This window comes from Paenibacillus sp. KN14-4R (genome assembly GCF_052180255.1).
Lineage (GTDB): Bacteria > Bacillota > Bacilli > Paenibacillales > NBRC-103111 > Paenibacillus_AM.
Genome location: NZ_CP197466.1, coordinates 3,803,812 through 3,829,929 on the forward strand (window position 1 = coordinate 3,803,812; position 26,118 = coordinate 3,829,929).

At 43.7% G+C, this 26,118-nt stretch carries 24 protein-coding genes, 1 tRNA gene and 1 other RNA gene; 4 read left to right on the top strand and 22 right to left on the bottom strand.

Annotated elements, in window-relative coordinates; genetic code table 11:
* The 8 genes from ACSBOP_RS18725 to ACSBOP_RS18760 form a co-directional block, all read right to left on the bottom strand.
* Nucleotides 1-648 carry a 2OG-Fe(II) oxygenase gene (locus ACSBOP_RS18725; RefSeq protein ID WP_442602017.1) on the bottom strand — a complete coding sequence of 216 codons (648 nt, stop codon included), beginning with the start codon at nt 646-648 and terminating at the stop codon, nt 1-3.
* Nucleotides 649-818: 170 nt separating this feature from the next.
* Nucleotides 819-1,574, bottom strand: coding sequence for a glycosyltransferase (locus ACSBOP_RS18730; RefSeq protein WP_442602018.1), 756 nt, complete (start codon nt 1,572-1,574; stop codon nt 819-821).
* 12 nt (nt 1,575-1,586) lie between these two features.
* Complete coding sequence (locus ACSBOP_RS18735; RefSeq protein ID WP_442602019.1) at nt 1,587-2,171, bottom strand: TetR/AcrR family transcriptional regulator; 585 nt, start codon at nt 2,169-2,171, stop codon at nt 1,587-1,589.
* Nucleotides 2,172-2,416: 245 nt separating this feature from the next.
* The gene (locus ACSBOP_RS18740; protein ID WP_442602020.1) at nt 2,417-4,111 is read right to left on the bottom strand and encodes a methyl-accepting chemotaxis protein; all 1,695 of its coding nucleotides are present in this window, start codon (nt 4,109-4,111) and stop codon (nt 2,417-2,419) included.
* A gap of 237 nt (nt 4,112-4,348) precedes the next feature.
* A complete protein-coding gene (locus tag ACSBOP_RS18745; RefSeq protein WP_442602021.1) occupies nt 4,349-4,693 on the bottom strand; it encodes an EamA family transporter in 345 nt (114 codons plus the stop codon).
* Nucleotides 4,686-5,024, bottom strand: a complete 339-nt coding sequence (locus ACSBOP_RS18750; RefSeq protein ID WP_442602022.1) for a DUF2304 domain-containing protein — start codon at nt 5,022-5,024, stop codon at nt 4,686-4,688. The genes ACSBOP_RS18745 and ACSBOP_RS18750 overlap by 8 nt, the downstream gene beginning before the upstream one ends.
* A complete protein-coding gene (locus ACSBOP_RS18755) occupies nt 5,021-5,743 on the bottom strand; it encodes a glycosyltransferase family 2 protein (protein ID WP_442602023.1) in 723 nt (240 codons plus the stop codon). Before ACSBOP_RS18755 ends, ACSBOP_RS18750 begins: the two co-directional genes overlap by 4 nt.
* Nucleotides 5,740-6,918, bottom strand: a complete 1,179-nt coding sequence (locus tag ACSBOP_RS18760; RefSeq protein ID WP_442602024.1) for an ArnT family glycosyltransferase — start codon at nt 6,916-6,918, stop codon at nt 5,740-5,742. Before ACSBOP_RS18760 ends, ACSBOP_RS18755 begins: the two co-directional genes overlap by 4 nt.
* A gap of 401 nt (nt 6,919-7,319) precedes the next feature.
* Here ACSBOP_RS18760 and ACSBOP_RS18765 point away from each other — a divergent pair, with 401 nt between their 5' ends.
* Both ACSBOP_RS18765 and ACSBOP_RS18770 read left to right on the top strand, forming a co-directional pair.
* The gene (locus ACSBOP_RS18765; protein WP_442602025.1) at nt 7,320-7,715 is read left to right on the top strand and encodes a VOC family protein; all 396 of its coding nucleotides are present in this window, start codon (nt 7,320-7,322) and stop codon (nt 7,713-7,715) included.
* Nucleotides 7,716-8,190: 475 nt separating this feature from the next.
* On the top strand, nt 8,191-9,321 hold the full coding sequence (locus ACSBOP_RS18770) for a DUF4261 domain-containing protein (protein ID WP_442602026.1): 1,131 nt from the start codon (nt 8,191-8,193) through the stop codon (nt 9,319-9,321).
* Between the two features lie 235 nt (nt 9,322-9,556).
* Here ACSBOP_RS18770 and ssrA read toward each other — a convergent pair.
* The 10 genes from ssrA to ACSBOP_RS18820 form a co-directional block, all read right to left on the bottom strand.
* Nucleotides 9,557-9,921, bottom strand: a transfer-messenger RNA (tmRNA) gene (gene ssrA, locus ACSBOP_RS18775).
* Between the two features lie 199 nt (nt 9,922-10,120).
* Complete coding sequence (gene smpB, locus ACSBOP_RS18780) at nt 10,121-10,600, bottom strand: SsrA-binding protein SmpB (RefSeq protein WP_442602027.1); 480 nt, start codon at nt 10,598-10,600, stop codon at nt 10,121-10,123.
* A 159-nt stretch (nt 10,601-10,759) separates the two neighbouring features.
* Nucleotides 10,760-13,774 carry a ribonuclease R gene (gene rnr, locus ACSBOP_RS18785; RefSeq protein WP_442602028.1) on the bottom strand — a complete coding sequence of 1,005 codons (3,015 nt, stop codon included), beginning with the start codon at nt 13,772-13,774 and terminating at the stop codon, nt 10,760-10,762.
* 224 nt (nt 13,775-13,998) lie between these two features.
* The gene (secG, locus tag ACSBOP_RS18790) at nt 13,999-14,238 is read right to left on the bottom strand and encodes a preprotein translocase subunit SecG (RefSeq protein WP_442602029.1); all 240 of its coding nucleotides are present in this window, start codon (nt 14,236-14,238) and stop codon (nt 13,999-14,001) included.
* A 424-nt stretch (nt 14,239-14,662) separates the two neighbouring features.
* Nucleotides 14,663-15,958: a phosphopyruvate hydratase gene (eno, locus tag ACSBOP_RS18795; RefSeq protein ID WP_442602030.1), complete on the bottom strand. Its 1,296-nt coding sequence runs from the start codon at nt 15,956-15,958 to the stop codon at nt 14,663-14,665.
* 36 nt (nt 15,959-15,994) lie between these two features.
* The gene (gene gpmI, locus ACSBOP_RS18800) at nt 15,995-17,533 is read right to left on the bottom strand and encodes a 2,3-bisphosphoglycerate-independent phosphoglycerate mutase (protein WP_442602031.1); all 1,539 of its coding nucleotides are present in this window, start codon (nt 17,531-17,533) and stop codon (nt 15,995-15,997) included.
* Nucleotide 17,534: 1 nt separating this feature from the next.
* The gene (tpiA, locus tag ACSBOP_RS18805; protein WP_442602032.1) at nt 17,535-18,290 is read right to left on the bottom strand and encodes a triose-phosphate isomerase; all 756 of its coding nucleotides are present in this window, start codon (nt 18,288-18,290) and stop codon (nt 17,535-17,537) included.
* A gap of 22 nt (nt 18,291-18,312) precedes the next feature.
* Nucleotides 18,313-19,494, bottom strand: a complete 1,182-nt coding sequence (locus ACSBOP_RS18810) for a phosphoglycerate kinase (protein WP_442602033.1) — start codon at nt 19,492-19,494, stop codon at nt 18,313-18,315.
* 106 nt (nt 19,495-19,600) lie between these two features.
* Complete coding sequence (gene gap / locus ACSBOP_RS18815; RefSeq protein ID WP_442602034.1) at nt 19,601-20,605, bottom strand: type I glyceraldehyde-3-phosphate dehydrogenase; 1,005 nt, start codon at nt 20,603-20,605, stop codon at nt 19,601-19,603.
* Nucleotides 20,606-20,695: 90 nt separating this feature from the next.
* Complete coding sequence (locus ACSBOP_RS18820) at nt 20,696-21,721, bottom strand: sugar-binding transcriptional regulator (protein WP_442602035.1); 1,026 nt, start codon at nt 21,719-21,721, stop codon at nt 20,696-20,698.
* Between the two features lie 222 nt (nt 21,722-21,943).
* Here ACSBOP_RS18820 and ACSBOP_RS18825 point away from each other — a divergent pair.
* Together ACSBOP_RS18825 and clpP are read left to right on the top strand one after the other, a co-directional pair.
* A tRNA-Arg gene (locus ACSBOP_RS18825) sits at nt 21,944-22,015 on the top strand.
* Between the two features lie 192 nt (nt 22,016-22,207).
* Complete coding sequence (gene clpP / locus ACSBOP_RS18830) at nt 22,208-22,792, top strand: ATP-dependent Clp endopeptidase proteolytic subunit ClpP (protein WP_442602036.1); 585 nt, start codon at nt 22,208-22,210, stop codon at nt 22,790-22,792.
* 70 nt (nt 22,793-22,862) lie between these two features.
* On the opposite strand, the gene ACSBOP_RS18835 is transcribed toward clpP, so the two are convergent.
* From ACSBOP_RS18835 to rapZ, 4 genes are all read right to left on the bottom strand, one after another.
* Nucleotides 22,863-23,132 (bottom strand): HPr family phosphocarrier protein, encoded by a 270-nt coding sequence (locus tag ACSBOP_RS18835; RefSeq protein WP_442602037.1) that lies wholly within the window; start codon nt 23,130-23,132, stop codon nt 22,863-22,865.
* Nucleotides 23,133-23,264: 132 nt separating this feature from the next.
* Nucleotides 23,265-24,197 carry a DNA-binding protein WhiA gene (gene whiA / locus ACSBOP_RS18840; protein ID WP_442602038.1) on the bottom strand — a complete coding sequence of 311 codons (933 nt, stop codon included), beginning with the start codon at nt 24,195-24,197 and terminating at the stop codon, nt 23,265-23,267.
* A gap of 5 nt (nt 24,198-24,202) precedes the next feature.
* A complete protein-coding gene (locus ACSBOP_RS18845) occupies nt 24,203-25,192 on the bottom strand; it encodes a gluconeogenesis factor YvcK family protein (protein WP_442602039.1) in 990 nt (329 codons plus the stop codon).
* A gap of 13 nt (nt 25,193-25,205) precedes the next feature.
* Nucleotides 25,206-26,093: an RNase adapter RapZ gene (gene rapZ / locus ACSBOP_RS18850; RefSeq protein ID WP_442602040.1), complete on the bottom strand. Its 888-nt coding sequence runs from the start codon at nt 26,091-26,093 to the stop codon at nt 25,206-25,208.
* Between the last annotated feature and the right edge of the window lie 25 nt (nt 26,094-26,118).

Consider the following 26,118-nt stretch of genomic DNA (forward strand, 5'->3'; position numbering starts at 1 on the left):
CTATTCAACTCGAAAGCTCTGTTTTCTCATCCACATCGTTGCAACCCACTTTTCCCCTTTGATCACGGGTGTACCTGCATGCAAGGTGAGTTCGTTTAATTCCTGATTGTTGTAAAAATATTCGAAGTAGACCGCCATACCTTTATTAGGGGACACAGAAAGAGTAAGCTTAGGAAACGTTGTTTCCCCACCTTCCTCTACGTTATTCAAATACATCACGAGCGTACTAATTCGATTGTTGGCAACTGCTCGAGATGTCTCTGCAAAGAAATCATAATGAGGTTTATACTCTTGGCCGAAGGTATATTGCAAAACTTGCAGACCATCACCATGCTCAATTGGAATATTCATAATTTGCGAGATTCGCTTCTCGATTCGTGTAACCGTCTCATTCTCCTCACAGAACACCCCGCTGCTCGTCCTAATAGGATTGACCGCACGATCTTCCCCTATTTTTGAGCGCTGTAATCGTTCCTTAGAAATTTCGATAAGCTCATCGCATTCCTCATCACTAAGCACATTTCCTAATACGACTACTAGTGGCTCTTCGTATTTGGCAACAATTCGAATCTCTCGATCTTCGGTCTTGATTGTATTTCCTGCATGATAAAATATCGTCTGTTCCTTCACTGTCATATTCCCTATCATTCTTATGCATCTCCCATAAAATAACATCCACTACAAAAATAGGATACCATAAAATGGATGGACCCGCTCTTTTAACTTCAGAAAAATCAAAAAACGGACTGCCGAAGCAATCCGTCCTTGTGTCCTATGAACCCTATCTCCTATCCGAAGATCAGCAAAAAAGAAGTCATCTATCTCTTCTGATCTTCATAGTAAGCAAGATCGGCAGCCTTTTGATTTTTCCCGCCAGTCCAGTAACCCATTATGATTTTCGGGTTCTTAAAGATCGCCCAATCCCCAAGCGTGTCAAACTTCCTGGTCGAAGTAAACAGGGTGGCTTTCCTTATTATCCCGAATAATTTCCCATTCTTCTTTCCCCATTGCTTCAAGCGTTTTGCAAAATCGGCATCTTCGGTCATTAACATCTTCTCATTGAACCCCTGAATCGCATCGAAATCTTTTTTATAACACCAGAACATCCCAACGGCAATATTCCCGTATCTGAGTAAAAGGGGGAGTAAGATGACCATTGCCGAAGCAATAATTCCTATTGAAACCCTCTCAAACTGTATAGCGCCCACTCCGCCGCCAATATACTTGCCTGTCTTTAATAGGGTATCAACCTCTACCAACATATTCTCTGCCATCCAACTGTCCGCATCAATGGTGACTATCATTTCTCCCCTAGCAGCGCGTACCCCTACGTTTCTAATTTTAGAGAGATTTTTGCTATCTTCCGTAATGATTATACAATTATATAATTCGGCAATCTGCCTTGTCCGATCCGTACAACGATTTAGGACAACTACGACTTCTATACCGCCTTGATAAGAAGCTGCTGCTTTCTGAATTGAATCCAGACATCTTTGAATATATTTTTCTTCATTATGGGCTGGAATAATTACAGTCAAATCAACACGTTCTTGATCCTTAACCCCAATAAACATACATATGCCTCCTTATGATTTAATCCCTTCCAACAATAGCGTCGTAGCTTTATGGAACATGAGCTTCATCTCATCTTTACTCATGAAATTGTAGCTATCAGCCAGGCCCGAATAGAAACTCAATATGATAAATGCGAGCTCTTTTGGGTTTTCTTGCTTAAACTCGCCTGATAATATCCCTTCCTCTATGAAGGATTCAAAATTGTTCATGTACTCGCCCACATAACCAATGAATTGGATCCGTGATTCTTCACTAGCCGTACTTTTCAAATATTCCTCTGCAGCTTTTGAAAGCTGCCTCTGCATCGAATCCACAAAAAAATCAGCGAATGCATAGAGTTTATCAATCATGTTTTGATAGTTCGATGCAATCTCAATCCATTGACTCCATGATGCCGTAAATATTTGTTTCGTTATATAATTAAATAGGTCTTCCTTGTTTTTAAAGTGATGATAAATAGCTCCCTTGCTGCATTGCACCCCCTCGCAAATATCTTTAATTGAAGTTGCCGCATAGCCTTTTTGTGCAAACAGAGTTTTGGAAACATCCACAATTTTTTGCTTCGTGGTACTTTCCATCTTTTCGTTCTGCTTCAACGTTAATCCCCCATCTCATTAACATACCGAACGCTCGGTATGTTTTAAGTATAAATTTACCAATAATTATCGTCAAGATAAGATGTAATAAATTTGCAGGATTGTAACATTTATTTCCATAGGAGTGAGAATCGGTTCGAGTCCGAACTCGCAAAAAAGCGACCTTACGAGGTCGCTTTTGGATAATATTGGTGGAGGGGAACCGTGGCTGTGTAAAACCACAATTCGCCGCCGTGCTATTCATTTTACACTTTAAACTTCATAACGAGAGCTTCCAAGTTGCCAGAATCTTTGCTAAGCAAGTCAGTAAGTGAAGCAACCTCCTGAACTAAAGAGTTTTGCTTGGCAGTCATATCGTTCACAGCTTTAACTCCTGTAAGCGATTCTTCAGCTACAGCTGCCATTTCGGAAACAGATGCTGCAATTTCTTCTGAGCCTGCCGCCATTTGTTCGCTGATCGCAGAAACCTCCTGAACTTGCAAAGACACTTTTTGAGTGGATTTCAAAATGTTTTCAAATGATTCGATTGCTTCTTCCATCTTTTTTTGACCCGTCAATACTTCTCCCGTCACTTGCTGCATCGCACGTTCAGTTTCTTGAGAGTCTTTCACAATTTCTTGCAGCAATCCGAATATTTGCCCTGCTGAATTAGAGGAATGCTCTGCCAGTTTTCGGATTTCGCTGGCCACTACCGAAAAGCCTCTTCCATGCTCGCCTGCTCGTGCCGCTTCAATTGAAGCATTTAGCGCAAGCAAATTCGTTTGGCTCGATATTTCCGTGATGGCGCTAACAATTTTCTCAATATGAGAAGAGCGTTCTTTCAAATTAGATACGATTTCTACTGTAGAACTTACAGAATCGCTAATTTGGACCATCTGCTTGCTAACTTGCTGTATATAGTTCACGCCGCCTGCTGCCTCTTTCTCCGTCTCAGCTGCGGCACTAGCAAGATCCTCCGCGGATACGGCGACACGCTGCACACCTGTTGACATTTCATTGATTGCTTGAGAAGCATCAAGTGTGCTTTGCACTGATGTTGTCGCCCCTCGCTCAATACTAACTCCCTGTCTCGTAATTTCCTCTGTCGCACTTGCAGTTTCTTTCGTATTTTCAACCAGTTTACTCGACGAACTCAATACACTATGGGAGGTATCACGGACATCTTTAATAATGGATTGCAGGGTTTCCAACATAGCATTTAAGGAATTCGAGATTTCTCCGATTTCATCCTTGCCGGAGTAATTCAGTCTTCCGGTAAGATCACCCCCGCTCTGCGCAATTTCGGTGATTTTTTCATTGACTAACTTAAGTGGTTTTATCTTAACAAAAATAATAATAAATATTGCAAGTAATGCTAGAAATGTAATTATAAGCAAAAACACAGCTACCGTAAGCATCGAGCTTGCTTTTTCCTTTGCAGCATTTGCTTCATTTTCCACTCTAGTATTCATCTTTTGTTGAAACTGCTGCAGCGGCTCCATGATGATCTTCTTGTTTGTATCGTAATTGCTGTCAAACATGAGTTCCCGGGCTTTGGTAAAATCTTTGCCTTCCACAGCTTTCATTGCCGCATTTTCTGTTTTGACAAGAACATCCGAATATTGTTTTGATTGTGATATAAGATCCAACTCTTCTTTGGGCGCACCCAATTCAGTTAATTTCATCACTACATGATCTCTCGTTTTGGTCTCGTTTACTTCCTTCCAATAATTATCATAGTGGGCTTTATCTCCGAACTGCACAAAAGCTCTTGCTTCGTTAGTCAAATAGTCCGAGGAGTTGGCTAAATCGATACCTAACTGCTTGAATTCTGCTTGTCTTTTTACAGCGGCGCGTTCCTGCGCTACGCTATTTTCAAGGCTATAAATACTAATTCCGTTCAAGACTGTCAGAAAAATAAAAACTCCACTCATCGTTTTAAGCCAGGTAGAAATCTTCATTATAAGCTTCTCACTCCTTTATTATGAAAAATGACTATAATCACTTTATCGGTCGACTTTATTCGACAAAAAATAGGTCTTTATACCTTTTTTCAAAAGATGTGATTTTCAAGCCTATTTACATTTTGCGCACAAAGCAAGAAACAAAAAAGCAGCTGACACAGAAACTCTGCGTCAACTGCTGCTTTCTAAGTTCAAAGAACATGTAGCAAAAAGAAATCTACCCCAGATCAAGATTTACTTTGCAATTAGATATACGCCAAACAAAATAACAATGACACCTGCGACTTTGGTAAGCGTCAATTCCTCGCCGAACAACCACACTGCAGGGAACATGGCCAGCACATAAGCAAGACTTTGCATCGGATAGGCAACGCTAAGCGGTAAACGGGATAACACGATAAACCAGACTATGGTTGCGATACCGTAAAGCATCAATCCACTCCAGATGGCTGGTGATAAGATCAGCTTCACCCATTGTAAGCCCCCGCTCTGCTGTAATCCGATTTTGAACAAAATCTGCCCGATTACCAAGAGTATAATATTACTAGACAACAAGCCATAACTCAGCAGCTTACTCATCAGATTGTCTGCTCTCCTTCATAATCGTCAATTCTTGAGCCAATCGCAGCACTTGATTGCTTAGCTTGGTAATTACGATCGTCATGTGCAGCATAATGGCAAAACAGAATAACAGCCCGAACAGGAATAGTATCGCAGGCGCATATTTAACACCTAGCCACTTCGCGATCTGCTCCACGAACGTAACATTCAAGGATACAACTAGCAGCGATGTACCAAACGTTATCCATAACAGGGAGTACTGCTCCTTTAGTTTCTGTCTTCTAACCAGCTCAAATATCATAATCAAAAACGATAATGACAGCAGCACAGACAAAAAATAGATGGTCATAATGGCTGTTTCACTTCCTTAGGGCGGGCAGCGCACATGATGACAGATAGCGTTACCTTGATCATATAATAGATAGATTTTATGGGAGTGATGGAAGATTTGCCGGCTTGTCGTACTCGCATTTCTGTTTTCACTTCCGCGATTCTGCATCCCTTGCGCTTCAAATAGACGATTGATTCCACCTCGGGGTAATCCATCGGATAATAATCTGCATACAAGGCGATAACTTTGCGATTAGCTGCACGGAAACCGCTGGTCGTATCCGTGAATCGCTGACCTAAGACGACACGCAGCAAGCCAGTGAAGAACACCATTCCGATACGACGCATTACTGTTGATTTGTATGACGTTTCTTCTACATAACGAGAGCCGATGACAAGATCATGTTGCTTTATTTGTTCGAACAATTTAGGTAGCTCTTCTGCACAATGCTGTCCATCAGCATCCATCTGTACAGCAATGTCATAGCCATTTTTCAACGCATAGCGGTAACCTGTCTGCATTCCGCCACCAATCCCAACATTAAAAGGCATTGTCAGCACTTTTGCACCGTGAAAGCATGCTATTTCAGCAGTCCGATCCGTAGATCCATCATTAATCACTAACACATCAGCATCGGCAGCATGTGCGTAAATATCTTGAATCACTGCTCCAATGCTGTTCTCCTCATTATAGGCCGGTATAATGACGAGCTTCTTCCGTGCATTCACATTAATCATCCTTCCACCAAATACGTGGTTACTTGTTTTTTACGTCTTCTGAGCCTAATCATATGAATCAGTTTATCAACAGCTAGGGCGGTATACATAAGCAGGAACACAATATTCGGGTATCCATACCTCGAAAAAGCTATAAATGGTATATAGATCACTGTAAAATACATAATGGTCAGCAGCACAGGCAGCTGACGTCGCCAACTACTTACCCTCCGAGATAGTACAATTCCCGCTATGCTTAATCCCACTAACAGCGCTTGAATAATATGCATAGCCACTTGACCTATACCAAGCACAGGGCGCCAGTAATAGGACTCAAAGTAAAGCCCGATTAACTTGCCTATCGTATACCAATACAAATAAATGAGCGGCTCATGAGTGAAGCCATATTTCAATATATCGATTCCTTTGGCCACTGCGCTGGAGTCAGAGCCTTCAAAGATCGTCTCGGGATCATATTGAGGATAAGCGTCAAAGAAGCCCGCAGGAGGCATCTGTTCGTAAATACGAGTAGCCAGTAAAAATGGGCTGCCGCCGGAATCTGTAAACATAATAAAGCGATCGAACGTGATCATATTGCGTATCCACCATGGGGATAACAGAATTATGTATACTATACCGATAATACATGTGAATCGTAGCATCTCTTTCCATGTGTACTTCTCTTTCCACCATAGAATAAGCAGTACAGCTGGAAATAAAGTTGCATGTGGTTTTAAGTAAGCTGCTGCTGCGGTAAGTACTCCTATAAGCGCATACCATCCCCATCGCTTGGACTGTACAGCGGTTATGAACACACAGACTAGCAGCAATATGATGGTACGGAACAGCGCTTCAGAGAGAATAACGCCTGATGAGAAGTAGTCTGGAAGGTATAGTGCATTCAGCACACATGCAATGAAGGCTATTCTCGAGTTAAACACATACCGTGCGATAATGAAGATCAAATAAAGAGAGCCTGCTTGAAGCAAGCATTGGAACAGGCGAAAGGCTATTACTCCTCCGCCATCCTGTCCGAAGATCGCCAGGAACCCCGCTAAAACAAAAGGAAAACCCGGCATGATGAATGCGGTTGGATCCGTTCCTGTATTATAGGCAAGTGTGCCTTCGTTCAGCATTAGCTTCACTGTCTGAATATATTTCACGTCATCATTGTTAGGATTATTTGGATCCCCCAAAAAAAAGTAGTCTCCATAGTATAGAACGATCGACATGGACATCACCAATACGAAAGCCATAAGTACATACAATATTCGTCTTTCCTTGGGATTTGTTATTTTATATGAAAACAAGTACCTTCTCTCCCATTCTATTTATTGTTAGGATCAACAGCAGTGCTACAATGGTCCATTTTATTATGAAATATTTTCCTTTGATTTCCTTTCACATCCATTGAGGATATCATGAATTGATAAGAGTGTCCATTGCCCCAGTGTAAACGTAAACCTTTGATTTCCCCAGAAAATTGAGTTAATTTCCCAATATTTTTCGGATATATCATTTATTTTTTATAAATCAAGTAGGAAAGGAGAACATAATAAAAGAAAGAAATAAGGAAGCCAAAACATTGGAGGAAATCATGGGCAGAATAGTTCATTTTGAGATTCATGTAGATGACATGGAGCGTGCCAAGAAGTTTTATGGAGAGATATTTGGATGGACATTTGAGGATTGGAGCACTTATGCTGGAATGCCCTATTTTGGAGCTGTTACGGGCAAAGATAATGAACTTGGAATCAACGGGGCTTTGATGCAACGTCAAGGGGCCTCCCCAGAACCAGGTCAGGCTATGAATGGTTATGCATGTACAATTGGAGTGGGGGACTACGATTCTACTGAAGAAAAAATTGTTAGTCTTGGCGGCAAGGTCGCATTACCAAAGTACGCACTCCCTGGAATGGCGTGGCAAGGGTATTACATTGACACTGAGGGAAATGTATTTGGCATCCATCAGCCAGATAAGAACGCAAAATAATATTTTTCATCGCATACATAAAAACCCAGTCCTGAGCGGACTGGGTTTTCATTTATGGAGGCGAGGGGAGTTAAACCCCTGTCCGAAGGCAACGCCACAAAGGTGTCTACAGGTGTAGTGACGTTTTGATGCCACCCGAGGAACTCCCTATTCATCGGATTCCCTTTGGGTCAGCCTGAGTATCTCCTTCATCACACTTCAGGCTGAGACTAATTGTCCGCAGTCGAATAATAGGGATTTCTCAGTTATAGAAAAGTTCTCTTCAAGATGTTGCTTGCACCTATGATTCATCTAAATAAACAATAGCATACCTCTATCAACCAAATGGTCGATTGCTATTTCGGATGTTACCGAAATCGTAAAGGACAACGTACAAGGCTCTCGTCCTCACGGCAATCTATTAGGTTGATTTACATCCCAGCAGTTAGTAGTATATACAATTATAGGACTATACTTCTATTAAGGAGAGAAATCTATGGCAACCCAACAACAAGCGGCAACACAATCCATGATTGACTGGCTGGCGGATGAACACGAACTCGGCCGAAAGCCTAGCAAAATTGAAATTGCAGGAGAATTTGATTTATATGACATGCATTACTACATATTCAGGTATAAAAAAACAATGCTCGGGAAATGGCTCCTTGGCGTCTGTGGCGGTTATGAAAGTCCATCTGATACGGAACATTGCGGCCATATATTCAGTGAGATGGAACTCTATAACCCAGCCACTGCGGAGCAGGAAGCTGTAGTTATGGTAGAAATGATCCGCGAGTACTGGATGAAGCAAGCTGCAGCTATTGAGACCGCACAAACACAAGATAACCATACAGGGCCTCAGGACGATTCATCCGGCATTTTTACCGGGTTCGTTCTGCTGAACTCTCCTGAGTGTGATCTTGATCAGGTGAAGGCGAACCTTCTGCAGGACTGGCACATCTCCTGCCCACCGATAGAGGGAGAAGGTCAGAACCTCGAGGAGGAAAAGGAAGGAACACTTGTCTTTGACGTGGACGGCTTCACCTTAGCAGTAAGCTTTGTCAATGCTCCCGTACCGGACGGTGAGGCTGAGCATTACGCGCAGGGAAACTACCTTTGGCAGGGGGCCGCGGAGGTCACCAAAACGCATGTAGCCCAAATCATACTGGCTGTATTTACCCGCTCCGGCTCCTCGCTGGACAGCGGCAGGCTGTATACAAAGCTGGCTGCCAGTTGTTTGAAGCTGCCCAATGCTATAGGGATCTATACATCCGGTACCGTATTTCAGCCTGAACTTTTTCTGGAAATGGCTGAAGTAATGAAGTCTGATAATATATTCCCTTTATTGAATCTGGTTCACTTTGGTCTTGTCAGAACTGAAACAGGGATAAATGCATATACCTATGGGCTGAAATCATTTGGCAAGGATGAAATAGAAATACTTGAGAGTCAGGTAACCGCCGCTGAGCTACGTGACTTCCTGATTAATATTTCCGATTATATTGTAGAACAGAACGTCACTTTAAGTGATGGAGAAACGATCGGCTTCACGGCAGAACAGAAGTTAGCAATTACCCGTTCCGAGGGCGTGAATGTCAATGGAGACAGCCTCAAAATTAAATACTAATCCCACCATAATGGAATCTCGACCTGGTTGAACATGCCATTCGGGCTGGTAAATCATTTGCATTAGCGATAAGCGAGGAAATTGCAATTAAATGGAGTAAAGTACATATTTCCCATCCAAATGGGTTGTGTTCAAGCAATGAAAACTCATTCGGTATGAATGGTGGCGTTCTAACCACCATTCATACCGAAAACGCAAAAAAAGACACCCTCTAGGGTGTCTTTTCTGTTACTCCATATGGAGGCGAGGGGAGTCGAACCCCTGTCCGAAGATAACGACACATAAGCTTCTACGGGTGTAGTCACAGTTTTGATGTCACCCGAGTATCGCCCCGTAACCGGCTATACGTTGGGTCAGCCTGATTGTCTTCTTCAGCACACCCCAGGCGGAGATGTGACAGCGTATTCCACTATATGTTAGCCCCTATTCTAGTCACATGGACGATGCTAGATAGAAGCACGCTCACAGGTTATTAAGCTGCGAATGCGTAGTTGTTATTAGTTTTGCCGTTTAATAGGCTTTAGCGTTGATGAAGTGGCCGCGTCCCCACTACCCGCTACCCATGCTCGAACTATCCCCGTCGAATCCAGAAACGCCCCCGAATTATAAAGGCGCATCATGTTCGGTACGGATACATGTCCGTGAGCAGGATGCTAATTGTGAATCAATTGGTGCTTTATTGCTTTCTTAGTATAACACAAAACAACGCTAATCGTACCATTAAGATCGTGGAATTGCAGGATACTCGTCCCATGGATAAGTCTGACTTCCACCGCAACTTCAGGCAACTATCTGCTTGCTATCTAGCCACCTTCTGCTTCTCACGCAGTGCACGTTGAATATCACGCTGTGCATCACGTTTTGCCGCAGTCTCACGCTTGTCATAGTTCTTCTTACCACGACCTAGCCCAAGCAGCAGCTTCGCATAACCATTACGAACATAGATCTTAAGCGGTACAAGCGCATAGCCTTGTTGCTTAGACAAACCTAACAACTTATTAATCTCATACTTTTTCAGCAAAAGCTTACGTGCTCTCGTCGGATCTATTGGATTATGGCGATTCCCCTGCTCAAAAGCAGAAATATGCATGTTATGAATAAAAGCTTCACCATTTCGAATCGTAGCAAATGCATCGCCAATATTAGCTTTGCCTTTCCGCAGCGATTTGATTTCAGTGCCTGTAAGCACAAGACCGCATTCATACGTTTCCTCGATAAAATAATCGTGAGACGCTTTCTTGTTTTGGGCTAGCTGTTTACCATCACTTTTATTTACCATGCAGTTAGAACCTCCTTCTCCACGCAAAAGGACAAAGGGCGAAGCACTCGCGCCTTCGCCCACTGCCTTCCGACCACTTTAAATAAGTGGTCTCATTGTATCAGCTTCGCCCCGCAAAATCAAGCGCGGGGCGAAGCTGCAGCACTTCCGATGTCCACCTTAGCGGCGACGTCGATTACGCTCTGGCGGTGTTCCAGTGGAACCACCACCGCCGCTTTCTTGGCCGCCTGAACGGCGTCCTTTGCCGAGCGCGTTAACCGAGCTCGCCCAATCGCCAGCATAACTGCTGGATTCACCGTCGTTCCAGTCGACGGGTGTAATCCGCAAGCCTCTTGTGGATTCACCTTCTGCTCCGCCGGAAGTATGCTTCGCATCCCGACCTCCACGCTTTCCTTCACGCTGTGAAAAGGATGCATCGCCATTCCCTTTACCACGCTTACGACCATTCACATGCTCGTTCACAATTTCTCTGGCGCGTCCGCTCAATCGATCACTTCCACGATCTTGCTCCTTCACACGCTCTTGTTCACTTCCAGCATCACCTTTTCCGAATGCAATGCCGCCTTTGCCCTTTTTCTGCTTCCCTTTGCCACTACCTTGGTCAGCAAACGGATTATATCCATCACGCCCAGCCGAGTTGTCTTTTCTTCCAACCTTATCACGACCACCACGACCTGATCTATCAGTACGCCCCGAACCTGGTGTTACCTCAACTCCGCCAAACGCGAAGCCCACATCTGCAGCATCCTTCTTAAGACCGCTGCCCATGGATCTAGCCCCATTCTTACCTCTATCTTCGCCGCCAGCAGCTTTATTCTTGCCACGACCCCCAGCAGCTTCACCCGTACGTCCTTGACCACCAAATGGACCTTTCCCTTTACCGCCTCTACCGCTATCTCGTTCTCCACGAGCAAAGCCACCGGCTGTCGCGCCGCCGCCTTTACCTGTATTTTTCGCACGATCACGCTGTGGAGCTGCGCCGCCGCGTTTGCCACCACGGCTGGCACGATCGATAAAGCTCATCTTCGTACTGCTGCGAGGCTTCATATCGACCATCTCAAAATCAATCGTATGATCATCCATATTCACGCGCGCAACACGCACTTTCACTTCATCGCCAATGCGGAATATTTTCGATGTCCGCTCACCAATCAAGGCTAGCTGCATCTCGTGATAATGGTAATAGTCGTCAGTTAGATCGCTTAGACGAACCAAGCCTTCAACCGTATTGTCTAATTCAATAAACATTCCGAAGCTTGTAACCGATGAGATAATCCCTTCGAATTCCTCACCAATCTTATCCAGCATAAACTCAGCCTTTTTCAGTGCCTCTGTATCCCGCTCTGCATCGACTGCCACACGTTCACGCTCTGAAGATTGCTGCGCAATGTCCTCCATACGCTCGGTTAAATATTCATGGCGTTTAGCACTTAGCGTTCCATTTTCAAACACTTCACGCATAACGCGATGAATGATTAAGTCAGGGTAACGACGAATCGGAGACGTAAAGTGAGAGTAATACTCAGCTGCTAATCCAAAATGCCCCAAGCTTTCTGAGTCATAACGCGCCTGCTTCATCGAGCGCAGCATGATTGTCGAGATAACTGTCTCTTCTTTCGTACCCTTAATTTCTTCAAGCAGCGTCTGAAGCGCCCTAGGATGAACCGAGTTGCCTTTCCCCTTTACCACGTAACCGAAATTCGTAATGAACTGCATGAAATGCATCAGTTTCTCAGAATCTGGGTCTTCATGAATCCGATACAAGAACGGAACCTTCATCCAGTGGAAATGCTCCGCAACCGTTTCATTGGCTGCAAGCATGAACTCTTCGATGATCATCTCTGCAATGCTGCGTTCTCTTTTGACAATATCCGTAGGTTTACCTTCTGGATCCACAAGCACCTTCGCTTCTGTAAAATCAAAATCGATCGCACCGCGCTGCATCCGTCTGGAACGTAGCTTCATCGCAAGCTCTTCCATCAAATGAAAATGCTCAATTAAGCCTGCATACCGCTCCACTAACTCTGGATGCTCATCTGGCTCTTTCAGCAATTTGCGCACATTCGTATACGTCATCCGTTCCGTTGTCTTAATAACCGATGTGAATACATCATGACGCACAACACGCAAAGTCTCATCGAATTCCATTTCGCAAGACATCGTCAAGCGATCCACTTGTGGATTCAGCGAGCAGATTCCATTTGACAGGCGATGTGGCAGCATCGGTATGACACGATCGACGAGGTACACCGAACAACCACGACGATACGCTTCTTGATCGAGTGCCGAGTCCTCACGCACATAATAACCAACATCCGCAATGTGAACGCCTAGTAAATAGTTGCCGTTTGGCAGACGCTTCACATGTACCGCATCATCAAGATCTTTTGCATCCTCACCATCGATGGTAACAATCGTTTCACCACGCAAATCACGGCGACCCACTAATTCATCGGGATGAATTTCATCGGGTACTGACTCAGCCTCGGCTATCACTTCTGTTGGGAATCCTTCAGGCAATCCATATTTACGAATAATCGATAAAATATCTACACCCGGATCATCCTTATGACCCAAGATCTCCACAATTTCACCTTCTGCAGCCGCGCGCCCCTCTGGATAGTGAACAATCTTCACAACAACCTTTTGGCCATCCACAGCACCTGCAAACGCCTCACGAGGAATAAATAAGTCACGTGTCATTCGCTTATCATCTGGGATTACAAAGCCATAACTTTCATGATGTTGGAATGTTCCTACGACCTGCGTATTCGCACGTACAACAACACGTACAACTTCGCCCTCAAGTCGTCCCCCAGCTGGACTTTTACTCGTTACACGAACGAGAATAATGTCCCCATTCATTGCCGTGTTCATATCATTGGCGTGAATGTATACATCGGGATGTTCCTTATCATCTGGCAAAAGAAAGCCAAATCCCTTGGCATGCGCCTGCAACTTACCCCGCAATAAATTCATTCGTTCTGGCACGCCGTAACAATCGTTACGTGTACGCAGAATATAGCCCTCTTCCTCTAGGGAATTCAAGAGCTTTAAAAAATCTTTAAAATCTACAGCATCTTTAATCTCAAAATGCTTTTCGAGCTCGTTATAAGTCATCGGCTTATAAGCAGTCTCACGCATAAAATTCAATATATCCTGTCCGGTCATCACCGTCTGTCACCTTCTCGTCTTTTCCTACCTTATCCATATGCATAACTTATTGTACATGTTTTACTGCATTTAAGCCAATATCAACCAACTTTGTGCCCAATCTGTACAATTCCGTACAGTCCCTATTAGTATGACCGAAAAAGTGCACAAAAAAACAGCATGTACTTGATGTACGTGCTGTTTATCTTTGATTCTCACTTATAGAGAATAACTTGTCTATTCACTTAAGAAATTTTCACGACATAAGCAACTACGATGGATAGAATGAAAAAGGCAGCTGCTATCCCCATCGTCAAACGCTGTAAAAATAAGTCTAGTCCGCGTGCTTTTTGTTTACCGAACAAATGCTCAGCACCACCGGAAATTGCACCAGATAAACCTGCGCTCTTACCTTTTTGTAGCAACACGACAATGATCATTGCAAGCGAAGCGATTACAAGCAATATTTTCCATAAAAGTTCCATATCTACACCTCAATAGTTATTATATCGATTTCATATTCCGATCTGATTACCATAATCTACGATTATAAAAACATGCACTATTTATTTTATCATACATAGACTTTTGTAGCAACAGGACAAACCTAGGAAGTAGAGATAAAAATGGTTAAAAGAGCTGCTTTTTATCATTATTAGAAAGCGATCTAGTATCAAAGTGGCATACGAAGGGGAAAGCAGCACTGGAGGAGCGGAGCGTTCGCCTTTGAAATCGTGAACATACCTTTAATATCCATTCACCGTTCACGATTTCAACAGCGACCAGAAGTGCTGCTTTCACCGTAGTAACCAACCAATCCAACCATTTTCCAAAAACAAAAAAGCAGCGCACAAGCTCTAATGACTTGTGCGCTGCTATTATAGCTGAACTTACATTTTACGTCTTGAATTACTTCTTGAAGTTTTTCAAGTTGTAGAATGCTTTGCGTCCAGCGTATTGTGCTACATAGGACAACTCGTCTTCGATGCGAAGCAATTGGTTGTACTTCGCTACGCGGTCTGTACGAGAAGGAGCACCTGTTTTGATTTGTCCTGCATTCGTCGCAACAGCGATGTCAGCGATTGTGCTATCTTCGGACTCACCAGAACGGTGGGAGATAACTGCTGTGTAACCAGCGCGCTTAGCCATTTCGATTGCATCGAAAGTTTCAGTCAATGTACCGATTTGGTTCACTTTTACCAAGATGGAGTTACCGATACCTTTTTCGATACCAGTGGATAGACGCTCTGTATTTGTTACGAACAAGTCGTCACCAACTAGTTGTACTTTACTGCCTAATTTCTCAGTAAGCAATTTCCAACCTTCCCAATCGTCTTCGGACATACCGTCTTCGATTGTGATGATTGGGTATTTTTCTACCCAAGAAGCAAGTAGATCTACATACTCAGCAGATGTGTAGGATTTGCCTTCACCAGCAAGTGTGTATTTACCGTCTTTGTAGAATTCAGTGGAAGCAACGTCCATACCTAGGAATACGTCAACACCTGGTTTGTAACCTGCTTTTTCGATCGCTTCGATGATTGTTGTGATCGCTTCTTCGTTGGAAGAAAGGTTAGGAGCGAAACCACCCTCGTCACCAACAGCTGTGTTAAGACCTTTAGCTTGAAGTACAGCTTTTAGGTTGTGGAAAATTTCAGCACCTGTACGAAGTGCTTCTTTGAAGCTTGGAGCGCCAACTGGAAGAACCATGAACTCTTGAACGTCAATGTTGTTGTCCGCGTGCTCACCACCATTGATGATGTTCATCATTGGAACTGGAAGTTGTTTTGCGTTGAATCCTCCAAGGTATACATAAAGAGGAATGTCCAAAGCTTCAGCTGCGGCGCGAGCTACTGCCATGGATACAGCTAGAATTGCGTTAGCACCAAATTTACCTTTGTTTGGTGTGCCGTCCATTTCGATCATTTTGTTATCAATACCTACTTGATCAAGTGCATCTAGACCAATAAGCTCAGGAGCAATAATTTCGTTTACGTTCTCAACTGCTTTAAGAACACCTTTACCTAGGTAACGGGATTTGTCACCATCACGAAGCTCAACAGCTTCATGAGCACCAGTGGAAGCGCCTGATGGAACGATAGCGCGGCCTACTGCGCCGGATTCAAGGTAAACTTCTACTTCAACTGTTGGGTTACCGCGGGAGTCTAATACTTCGCGTGCGTATACTTCTGAGATAATTGTCATGGATTAAACACTCCTTATAAGGGTTATTATTTTTATTTATTTTTTAAGAATGGAAGCACCCGTCATGTCAGCTGGTTGCTTAACTTGCAGAAAATCTAACATAGTTGGAGCAATGTCTGCTAAGATGCCACCTTCTCTTAATTGTACATCGTTACTTGTCACAATGAAAGGAACCGGGTTTGTTGTGTGTGCCGTATGCGGTTGATCCGCTTCGTCACGCACAATATCCGCGTTACCATGGTCGGCTGTAATGCAGACAACCCCGCCTTTAGCAAGAATCGCTTCTACAACTTGACCCAAGCACTCATCTGTTGCTTCGATAGCCTTGATTGTTGGCTCCAGCATTCCGGAGTGACCCACCATATCAGGGTTTGCAAAGTTCAAGATAATCATGTCTTGACGCTCAGCTTCGATTTCTGCCACTGCTGCTGCAGCAACTTCGTAAGCACTCATCTCTGGTTGCAAGTCATAAGTTGCAACTTTTGGTGAAGGAATCAAGATTCTTGTTTCACCTTCAAGCTCTTCATGACGACCACCGGAGAAGAAGAATGTTACGTGCGGATACTTCTCAGTTTCCGCAATGCGAAGCTGCTTCAGATTGTTCTGAGCTGCTACATCGCCTAGTGTGTTTTGCAGATCCTTCGGACCATAAGCAACCACACCTTCAACTGCATCGCTGTATGTGGTCATACAAACGAATATCAAGTCAGTCGGCATATTTGCTCCGCGATCAAATCCAGTAAAGCCTTTAGCTGTAAATGCCTCAGCAAGTTGAATCGCACGGTCTGGACGGAAGTTGATAAAGATCATGGAGTCGCCTGATTCAACACGGCTAACCGGTTGATCATTCGCATCCACGATTACCGTTGGCACAACGAATTCATCAAATACATTATTTGCATATGAATTCGTAATAACAGCAGCAGGATCACTGTTTTTTGGACCTTCGCCATATGCCATTGCACGGTAAGTTTTCTCTACACGATCCCAACGCTTATCGCGATCCATTGCATAGTAACGACCGTGAACAGTCGCAATTTGACCTACGCCAAGCTCTGCAATTTTCGCTTGAAGCTGCTCCATGTAGCCTTTACCAGAGTCTGGCTTCACGTCACGTCCATCCATGAAAGCATGTACGTATACATCTTTGAAGCTTTCTTTGGCAGCAAGCTCAAGAAGAGCGAACAAGTGAGAGATATGAGAGTGAACGCCGCCATCAGAGAGCAGTCCCATGATATGAAGCTTCTTGTCATTTGCCTTCGCATGGCGAATCGCATTTAGCAATGCTTCATTTTCGAAGAACTCGCCATCACGGATCGATTTCGTAATACGAGTTAGATCTTGATATACGATGCGGCCTGCACCGATGTTCAAGTGACCTACCTCAGAGTTACCCATCTGCCCTTCTGGTAGTCCTACCGCTTCCCCACAAGCTGTTAAAGTCGTGTGTGGGAAAGTGTTCCAGTATTTGTCGTAATTCGGTTTCTTCGCTTGTGCTACGGCATTACCCTGTACTTCACCGCGAAGTCCAAATCCATCGAGAATAATAAGCGCAACCGGTTTCGGTCTAGCCATCTTATTTCGCCCCCTGGACAAGTTGGATGTAGGAGTCAGTCTCTAGAGACGCGCCACCAACTAGTGCTCCATCTATATCAGATTGACCCATATATTCACGTACGTTCGCAGGTTTTACAGAACCGCCGTATTGAATCCGAACAGCGTCAGCAACACTGCCATCATATAGAGAAGCGACTAAGCTGCGGATGTATGCAATAACTTCATTCGCATCTTCAGCTGTGGAGGATTTACCCGTTCCAATCGCCCAAATTGGCTCATAGGCAATCACAACTTGCTTCGCTTGCTCTGCATCAATACCTTTGAAAGCAGCTTCTGTTTGTACTTTACATACTTCTTTTGTTTGACCTGCTTCACGTTCTTCAAGCTTCTCACCCACACATACGATAGGAGCAAGATCGTGTTTGAATGCAGCATGAACTTTTTTGTTTACGATCTCATCGGATTCGGCAAAATAAGCTCTACGCTCAGAGTGCCCGATAATAACATAATCCACGTCAAGATCTTTCAACATTACGCCGGAAATCTCACCCGTAAATGCGCCGTTATCTTCAAAGTGCACGTTTTGCGCACCAATTTTAATGGATGTACCTTTGGCTGCTTCTACTAATGCTGGCAAAGCTGTGAATGGCGCACAAATGACGCTTTCTACACCTTCAACTTCTGCTTGACCTTTAACGCCATTAAAGAATGTAACCGCCTCAGATACGGTTTTGAACATTTTCCAGTTCCCTGCAATAATCGGTGTTCTGCTCATGCGACTCATATCCCCTTTTCTTCTACTTATCGTTTAATGCTACTACACCTGGAAGTGCTTTACCTTCCATGAACTCCAAGGAAGCACCGCCACCTGTGGAGATGTGATCCATTTTGTCAGCAAGACCGAATTTCTCGACTGCTGCTGCGGAGTCACCACCGCCGATTATCGTGTAACCAGCTGTTTCAGCACAAGCTTCAGCTACGGCACGCGTACCGTGGGAGAATGGCTCGATTTCGAATACGCCCATTGGTCCGTTCCATACAACAAGCTTGGATTCTTTAATTGCTTTTGCAAAAATCTCACTTGATTTCGGTCCGATATCAATACCTTCCCATTCAGCTGGGATGTTATCGATCGATACAATGTCTGTATTTGCAGATGCACTGAAGTCATCCGCAACGACGATATCTACTGGAAGTAATAGATTTACGCCTTTTTCTTTCGCTTTGTTAATAAATTCAAGTGCGAGATCAAGCTTTGTATTGTCTACAAGAGATTTGCCGATTTCATGACCCTGGGCTTTAAAGAACGTATACGTCAAGCCGCCGCCGATAATCACATTATCAGCGATCTCAAGCATTTTGTTAATGACATCAATCTTATCTTTAACCTTTGAACCGCCGATAATCGCTGTAAAAGGACGTTCTGGATTGTTCAAGGCTTTACCAAGTACATCAAGTTCCTTCTCCATCAAAAGACCAGACACTGCTGGCAAGTGATGCGCGATACCTTCAGTTGAAGCATGCGCACGGTGCGCAGCGCCGAATGCGTCATTCACGTACAGATCTGCAAGTTCTGCAAAAGCTTTTGCAAGTTCTGGATCGTTCTTCTCTTCGCCTGCATAGAAACGAACATTCTCAAGCAATAATACATCGCCGTCTTTCATCTCTGCGATTTGTGCTTTAACCGTTTCACCAATAGCCTCATCTGCCTTGATTACTGGCTTGCCAAGTAGCTCAGAAAGACGTACTGCAGCAGGAGTTAGGCGCAATTTTTCAACAACTTCACCGTTAGGACGACCCATATGGGAAGCAAGAATCACTTTCGCGCCACGTTCGATCAAATATTGAATCGTAGGCAGTGTTTCACGAATCCGTTTGTCATCAGTAATTTTACCATCTTCTAAAGGTACGTTAAAATCAACGCGCATAAATACTTTTTTACCGGAAACTTCGACGTCGCGAACGCTCTTTTTGTTCAATGGAATTCCTCCTAGGGGTAGGTTTATAGTAAAAGCTTAACATAAAGAGAGAAAGAGGAGAATCGCTTCTCCTCTTCAGTTTTGTTGCTTATATAATCGCTTGTTCTTATAGACCTTTTTTCGCAATGTAGGAAGCTAGGTCAAGAACACGGTTGGAGTAACCCCACTCGTTATCGTACCAAGATACAACTTTAACCATGTTGCCGCCGATTACCATCGTTGTCAAAGCATCGATAGTGGAGGAAGCTGGGTCGCCGTTGAAGTCGCTGGATACCTTTGGCTCTTCGGAGTAGTTCAAGATGCCCTTCATTGGGCCTTCAGCTGCTTCTTTCAAAGCTGCGTTTACTTCTTCAACAGTAACGTCTTGCTTAAGTTCTACTACCAAGTCTGTAACGGATACGTTAGGAGTAGGAACGCGCATGGACATACCATTCAATTTGCCTTTCAATTCAGGCAATACAAGGGATACCGCTTTAGCAGCGCCAGTTGTAGTAGGGATAATGTTTTGAGCTGCTGCACGAGCACGACGCAAGTCTTTGTGCGGCAAGTCAAGAACGTTTTGGTCGTTCGTGTAGGAGTGAATTGTGTTCATCATACCTTTAACGATACCGAACTTGTCGTTCAATACTTTAGCAAATGGCGCCAAGCAGTTTGTTGTGCAAGATGCGTTGGAGATGATTGTGTGGTTAGCAGCATCGTATTTATCTTCGTTTACGCCCATAACGATTGTGATATCTTCGTTAGTTGCTGGAGCGGAGATGATAACTTTCTTAGCGCCACCTTTAAGGTGCATGGAAGCTTTGTCTTTCGCTGTGAAAATACCAGTGGATTCAACAACGATTTCAGCGCCAACTTCAGCCCAAGGCAATGCTTCAGGGTTACGCTCAGCAAATACTTTGATGGATTTGCCGTTAACTTTGATTTCGCCTTCGCCAGCTTCTACAGTTGCATCTAGAACGCCGTGAGTTGTGTCATATTTAAGCAAGTGCGCAAGAGTTTTTACGTCAGTCAAGTCGTTGATTGCAACAACTTCAACTTCAGTGTTTGTAAGAGATGCGCGGAATACGTTACGTCCAATACGTCCAAAACCATTAATACCGATTTTTACCATGAAGATCGTCCTCCTAGATAAATGCAATATATTTCAAGATGCACGGTAAAGTACATCAAGATGACAAAATAAGTAACTAACAAGTTAAGATTAAGAGATATACTTCATGATTTCATGTGCGGCTGCTTCATCCGTTACAAGAATGTCCTCGTGACCGAATCGAAGCACAGAAGCAATCGCTTCTCCCTTACTCTTCCCACCGGCAACACCGATGACAATTTCAGTCCGCTGAATGTCTTCTAGCTGTAATCCAAGTGTCGGCATCTTATGTACAACCGTACCCACTTTGTCAAAATAGTATCCGAACGCTTCAGCTAGTGCACCGGCATTTTGCAATTTCGCAGTTGTTTCATCGTCCACTTTTCTTCGTTTTGCCATTATCATAGCATCCCCGATTCCGTGAACAACGATACGGCACTTACGGACAAAGTCAATGATCTCCTTAATGTTTGCCTCTTGCATGAGCGATTGATACGCTTCTTCGCCAAGATCATCAGGTACGTGGAGCAGTCGATACTGCCCTCCTGTTTTCTTCGCCATCTCAGAAGCAATCGTGTTCGCTTGCATCTCCACACTTTCACCAAGTCCGCCTCTTGCAGGCACGAACCAAGATCCTTTCAGTGGAGCTGAGGTAACAAGCTGACTTGCAATGCGCGCCATAGTTGAACCGCCTGTTACAGCAATAATATCGTCGTTCGTTACATTTTTGCGAAGCACAGTGGCTCCAGCAAGACCCAGTTCTCTTTTCGTAAAAGAGGATGTATCTGCATCTCCTGCAACGATCACAACTTGTTTCAGATTAAAGGCGGAGCGGATTTGCTCTTCCAGATCGGTTAAACCGAACACTTCTTTAATCATCGGCTCTATATCCTGTAATAGCTGTCGTCCGACTTCTGATACGCTCATCCCGCTTACTTCGATTTCAATTAGGCCATGAGCCTTTAAGAAATCAATTTCACTGCGCAGGATTCGCTCTGTCATATCTAATGACATCGCAAGCGTTCTTCGGCCAATTACACCTGAGACCATAATATGGTGCAGCACGGTGTACCTTTTTTTCATTACTTCTAGAAAATCCGGCATGAGCTGCCTTTGAATTTCAAGGATTTCTCTCATTCTACACCTGCCACCAGGACATTTTATGTCCCATGGGTTCATTTTAAGTCCCACCTGACTACGTTTCCTATTATACCTAATAATGAGAGAGGAAGCAACTGTCGTATGACGCTTTTTTACCACATATGGTTATAGGCTTTCAAAAGATCCTCGATTTTATTCTGCACCCTTGATTTTTTCTGTACGTTATCCTATAATTACTCTTGCTGTCACTTATAATTTGCGCCCGTGGTCCAATGGATATGACGTAGGCCTCCGGAGCCTGAGATCGAGGTTCGATCCCTCGCGGGCGCGTATATTTACAAGAACCAAGCTCCTTCATTTAGAAGGAGCTTTTTTAATGGATATCGAATTATATATCATTACCCTGATGTTGTTTGACCTTTGTTGACCTTTAGTATAATTTCAGGTATGATAACAGAAACAGTATAATATTAATGAAGCCGCGCGTAACGCACGCTCTGCTAATTTAAGGAGGTCAAGATTATGAGTGGTTTTATTCCAATGGTAGTTGAGCCAGATGCAAGAGGCGAACGTTCGTATGACATTTACTCACGTCTGCTGAAAGATCGTATTATTTTTCTAGGATCACAAGTCAATGATCAAGTCGCAAACTCCATCATTGCACAGATGTTGTTCTTGGCAGCACAAGATCCGGATAAAGACATCTCGCTATACATTAACTCCCCTGGTGGTTCCATCACTTCCGGGATGGCGATATTTGATACCATGCAGTACATTAAGCCTGATGTATCTACGATTTGCGTAGGGATGGCTGCTTCCATGGGTGCTTTCTTGCTTGCTGCTGGTGCGAAGGGTAAACGTTTTGCACTTCCGAATGCAGAAGTCATGATTCACCAACCACTTGGTGGTGCTGAGGGTCAAGCTTCAGATATTCAAATTCGTGCGAATCGTATCATTAAATTACGCGAAAAGCTGAATGGCATTTTAGCAGAACGCTCTGGACAACCTATCGAAAAAGTTGATCGCGACACAGACCGTGACTACTTTATGACGGCAGCTGAAGCGATGGAATACGGTTTAATCGATAAAGTAATCGAGAAATTGTAATCCGCTCCACAACCCCATAAAAAACATAAAAAAGCCGCTGATTCCTCAGCGGCTTTATTGTTGATTCCTCTTATTGATTATCCAGTTCCTCTTTGCTTACTAAAGTAGCAAGAGCTGTTACAGCTTGATCAGCATCAGAACCTTCAGCGGAGATCGTAACTTCAGTTCCAGTGGAAATTGCCAAACTCATGATACCCATGATACTTTTGGCATTCACTTTCTTCTCATCCTTCTCAACAAAAATTTCAGATGAGAACTTATTCGCTTCCTGAACGAATAATGCGGCAGGTCTTGCATGAAGACCGGTCTTTAATTTCACAACGACTGGGCGTCTTGACATCGAACCAATTCCCCCTTTTTCTCTACAAATTTATTATACAAATTTTACCATTGTAACCAAAAGAAAACGCACTCATTTAACATTAGTATACCATTTCATCAACAATTACACTACATAAATATACGAACAGCCTTATTTAATCCCACGAATTCGATCAGCAAGCTCATCCAGCTTACGCAGACGATGATTGACACCTGACTTACTTACTTGACCTTTGAGCAAGTCCCCTACCTCTTTGAGATTAATATCGGGGTTTTGTAAGCGAACCTCTGCAACTTCACGCAGCTTTTCAGGCAAAGTATCTAAACCAAGTTCTTTATCAATGAGCCGTATGTTATCGATTTGGCGCACTGCTGCGCCTATCGTTTTATTCAAATTCGCTGTTTCACAATTTACAATTCGGTTCACAGAGTTACGCATATCCTTCATAATCCGCACATCTTCAAATCGCAAGAGCGCTTGGTGTGCGCCTATTATCGAGAGAAATTCAATAATTTTCTCGCCTTCTTTGATATAAAGCACAAACCCTTTTTTCCGTTCGATAAATCGTGCATTGAGATCAAACTTATTCGCTAAATCTGTTAATTCGCCACAATGTTCTTCATACATGGAGGAAATCTCCAAATGATAGGATGACCCTTCTGGATTATTAACAGACCCACCCGCTAAGAACGCACCTCGTAAGTATGAGCGTTTGCAGCAATTCCCACGAATAATACTATTATCAATCCCATCTGTAAAAAGAAACCCTTCTGATACAATGTACAACTCCTTCAATAATTCCTGAACGCCATTAGGAACACGAACGATATAGACATTGTTTTTCTTTAGTCGCATCTTTTTACGGACAAGTAATTCAGTATGCAAACCATACAACTTCTTTAAAAGTGAGTAAATTCTACGAGCAATCGCGGCATTTTCTGTAGAAATATCAAGAATAATTTTTTGATTCGTGATCTGCACAGAACCATTCATACGAATAAGCGCTGAAAGCTCTGCTTTCTCGCAGCAAGCATCACTCTCGATGAGCGTTAGCTCTTTTTTCGTTTGAGCCGCAAAGGACATCCTTCTCACCTCTTTCTTAACATCCAGCTTTCCACAATGTGATAAATATGATCACTGAGCTTAGCAGCATCATGACGCAGATAAGTACGGAACATGACAAGCCGATCGGCAATCACTTCATAGCCCCGTTTTTTTACTTCCTCTAAGTCGAGATGAACCGCTTTTGCTCCTTTTTCAGCATACTTATCTTGCACTTGTGCAGGAATCTCACCATTATTCACGATCACATAATCAAATAGATGATGCCCCACATGCGCATGAACTGCAGCAAGATGATCGCTGACCGAGTAATTATCGGTTTCACCTGGCTGTGTCATCACGTTGCAAATGAACATTTTGACCGCATTCGACTTTAAAATTTCTTCAGCTACATGCGGAACGAGTAAATTTGGCAATATACTTGTGTATAGAGAACCAGGCCCGCACAATATCGCATCTGCCTCTCGAATCGCTTGAAGTGCCTCCGGTAAAGGCTGCACATCAGATGGTTCAAGAAAGACACGTTTAATCCGACTACGCGCTTCTGGAATTTTGGACTCACCCACTACAAAGGATCCATCTTCCATTTCTGCCTTGAGAATAATCGCCTGATTCGCCGTTGGCAGCACACGTCCGCGAACAGCAAACACACGAGACATTTCTTTAATGCCCGTTACAAAATCCCCGGTAATATCTTTCATAGCAGCTAATATTAAATTGCCGAGCGAATGACCCGCAAGACCCGTTCCCTCACGAAAACGATATTGCAGCATCAGCGAAAGCAGTGGCTCTACATCAGCAAGAGCTGTGAGCACATTTCGAATATCACCCGGAGGAGGCATACCTAATTCTGACCGCAATACGCCTGAACTTCCCCCGTCATCAGCGACAGTTACAATTGCTGTAATATCGAGTGGTTTTTCTTTTAAACCACGCAGCATAACAGACAAACCTGTTCCACCGCCAAATACGACGATCTTGGGTCTAGGCATTGGCCCGTAGCCCGTACTTGACATAAGTTTCACCCTCTTATTGACGATCCCGTTCCGCATCACGATGACTTACTCTTACAACTTCTGTCTCTGAGGAGCTTAGCATCTTACCTAAGTATTCTGCAATTGCTACAGAGCGATGCTTACCACCCGTACAGCCAATACCAACAACAACTTGGCTCTTGCCTTCTTTTTTATACTGTGGCACCAGAAATTGTAGCATATCTAGAAGTTTCGCTAAAAACTCCTGCGTTTCATTCCACTTCATGACATAATCATATACTTCTGCATTCTGACCTGTTTGTGGACGAAGCGTGTCAACATAATGTGGATTAGGTAAGAAGCGTACATCGAATATTAGATCCGCATCAATGGGTACTCCGAATTTAAAACCAAAAGAGATGACATTTATGGATATGCGATTCGCATCTAGATTGGTGAATCGCGAGAAAATACTTTGCTTCAGTTGAGCAGGTTTTAATGAGCTCGTATCAATCACTTGGCTTGCTAAACCTTTTAGTTCTTCTAGCAGCTTCCGTTCGGCATGAATTCCATCAAGGGGCAATCCGTCTTTTGCAAGCGGATGACGACGACGTGTCTCTTTATAGCGCTGAACTAGCGTAGCGTCCGTTGCATCAAGGAACAAGATTTCATACGTAATGGTGTAATTTTCACGCACGGTGCGTAAAGATTCGTGTAATGCTGTGAAGAACTCTCTGCCCCTTAAATCGATAACAAGCGCCACTTTACCAATTTTACCTTGCGATTGTTCAATTAATTCTGCAAATTTCGGTATTAGCACAGGGGGCAAGTTATCTACGCAAAAGAAACCAAGGTCTTCAAAGCATTGAACAGCAATTGTTTTCCCTGCTCCAGACATCCCCGTGATGATAACAAGTTTGGCAATCGTGGATGCGTTGTCCATGGTTTAACCCTCTCCCGTTAGGTCA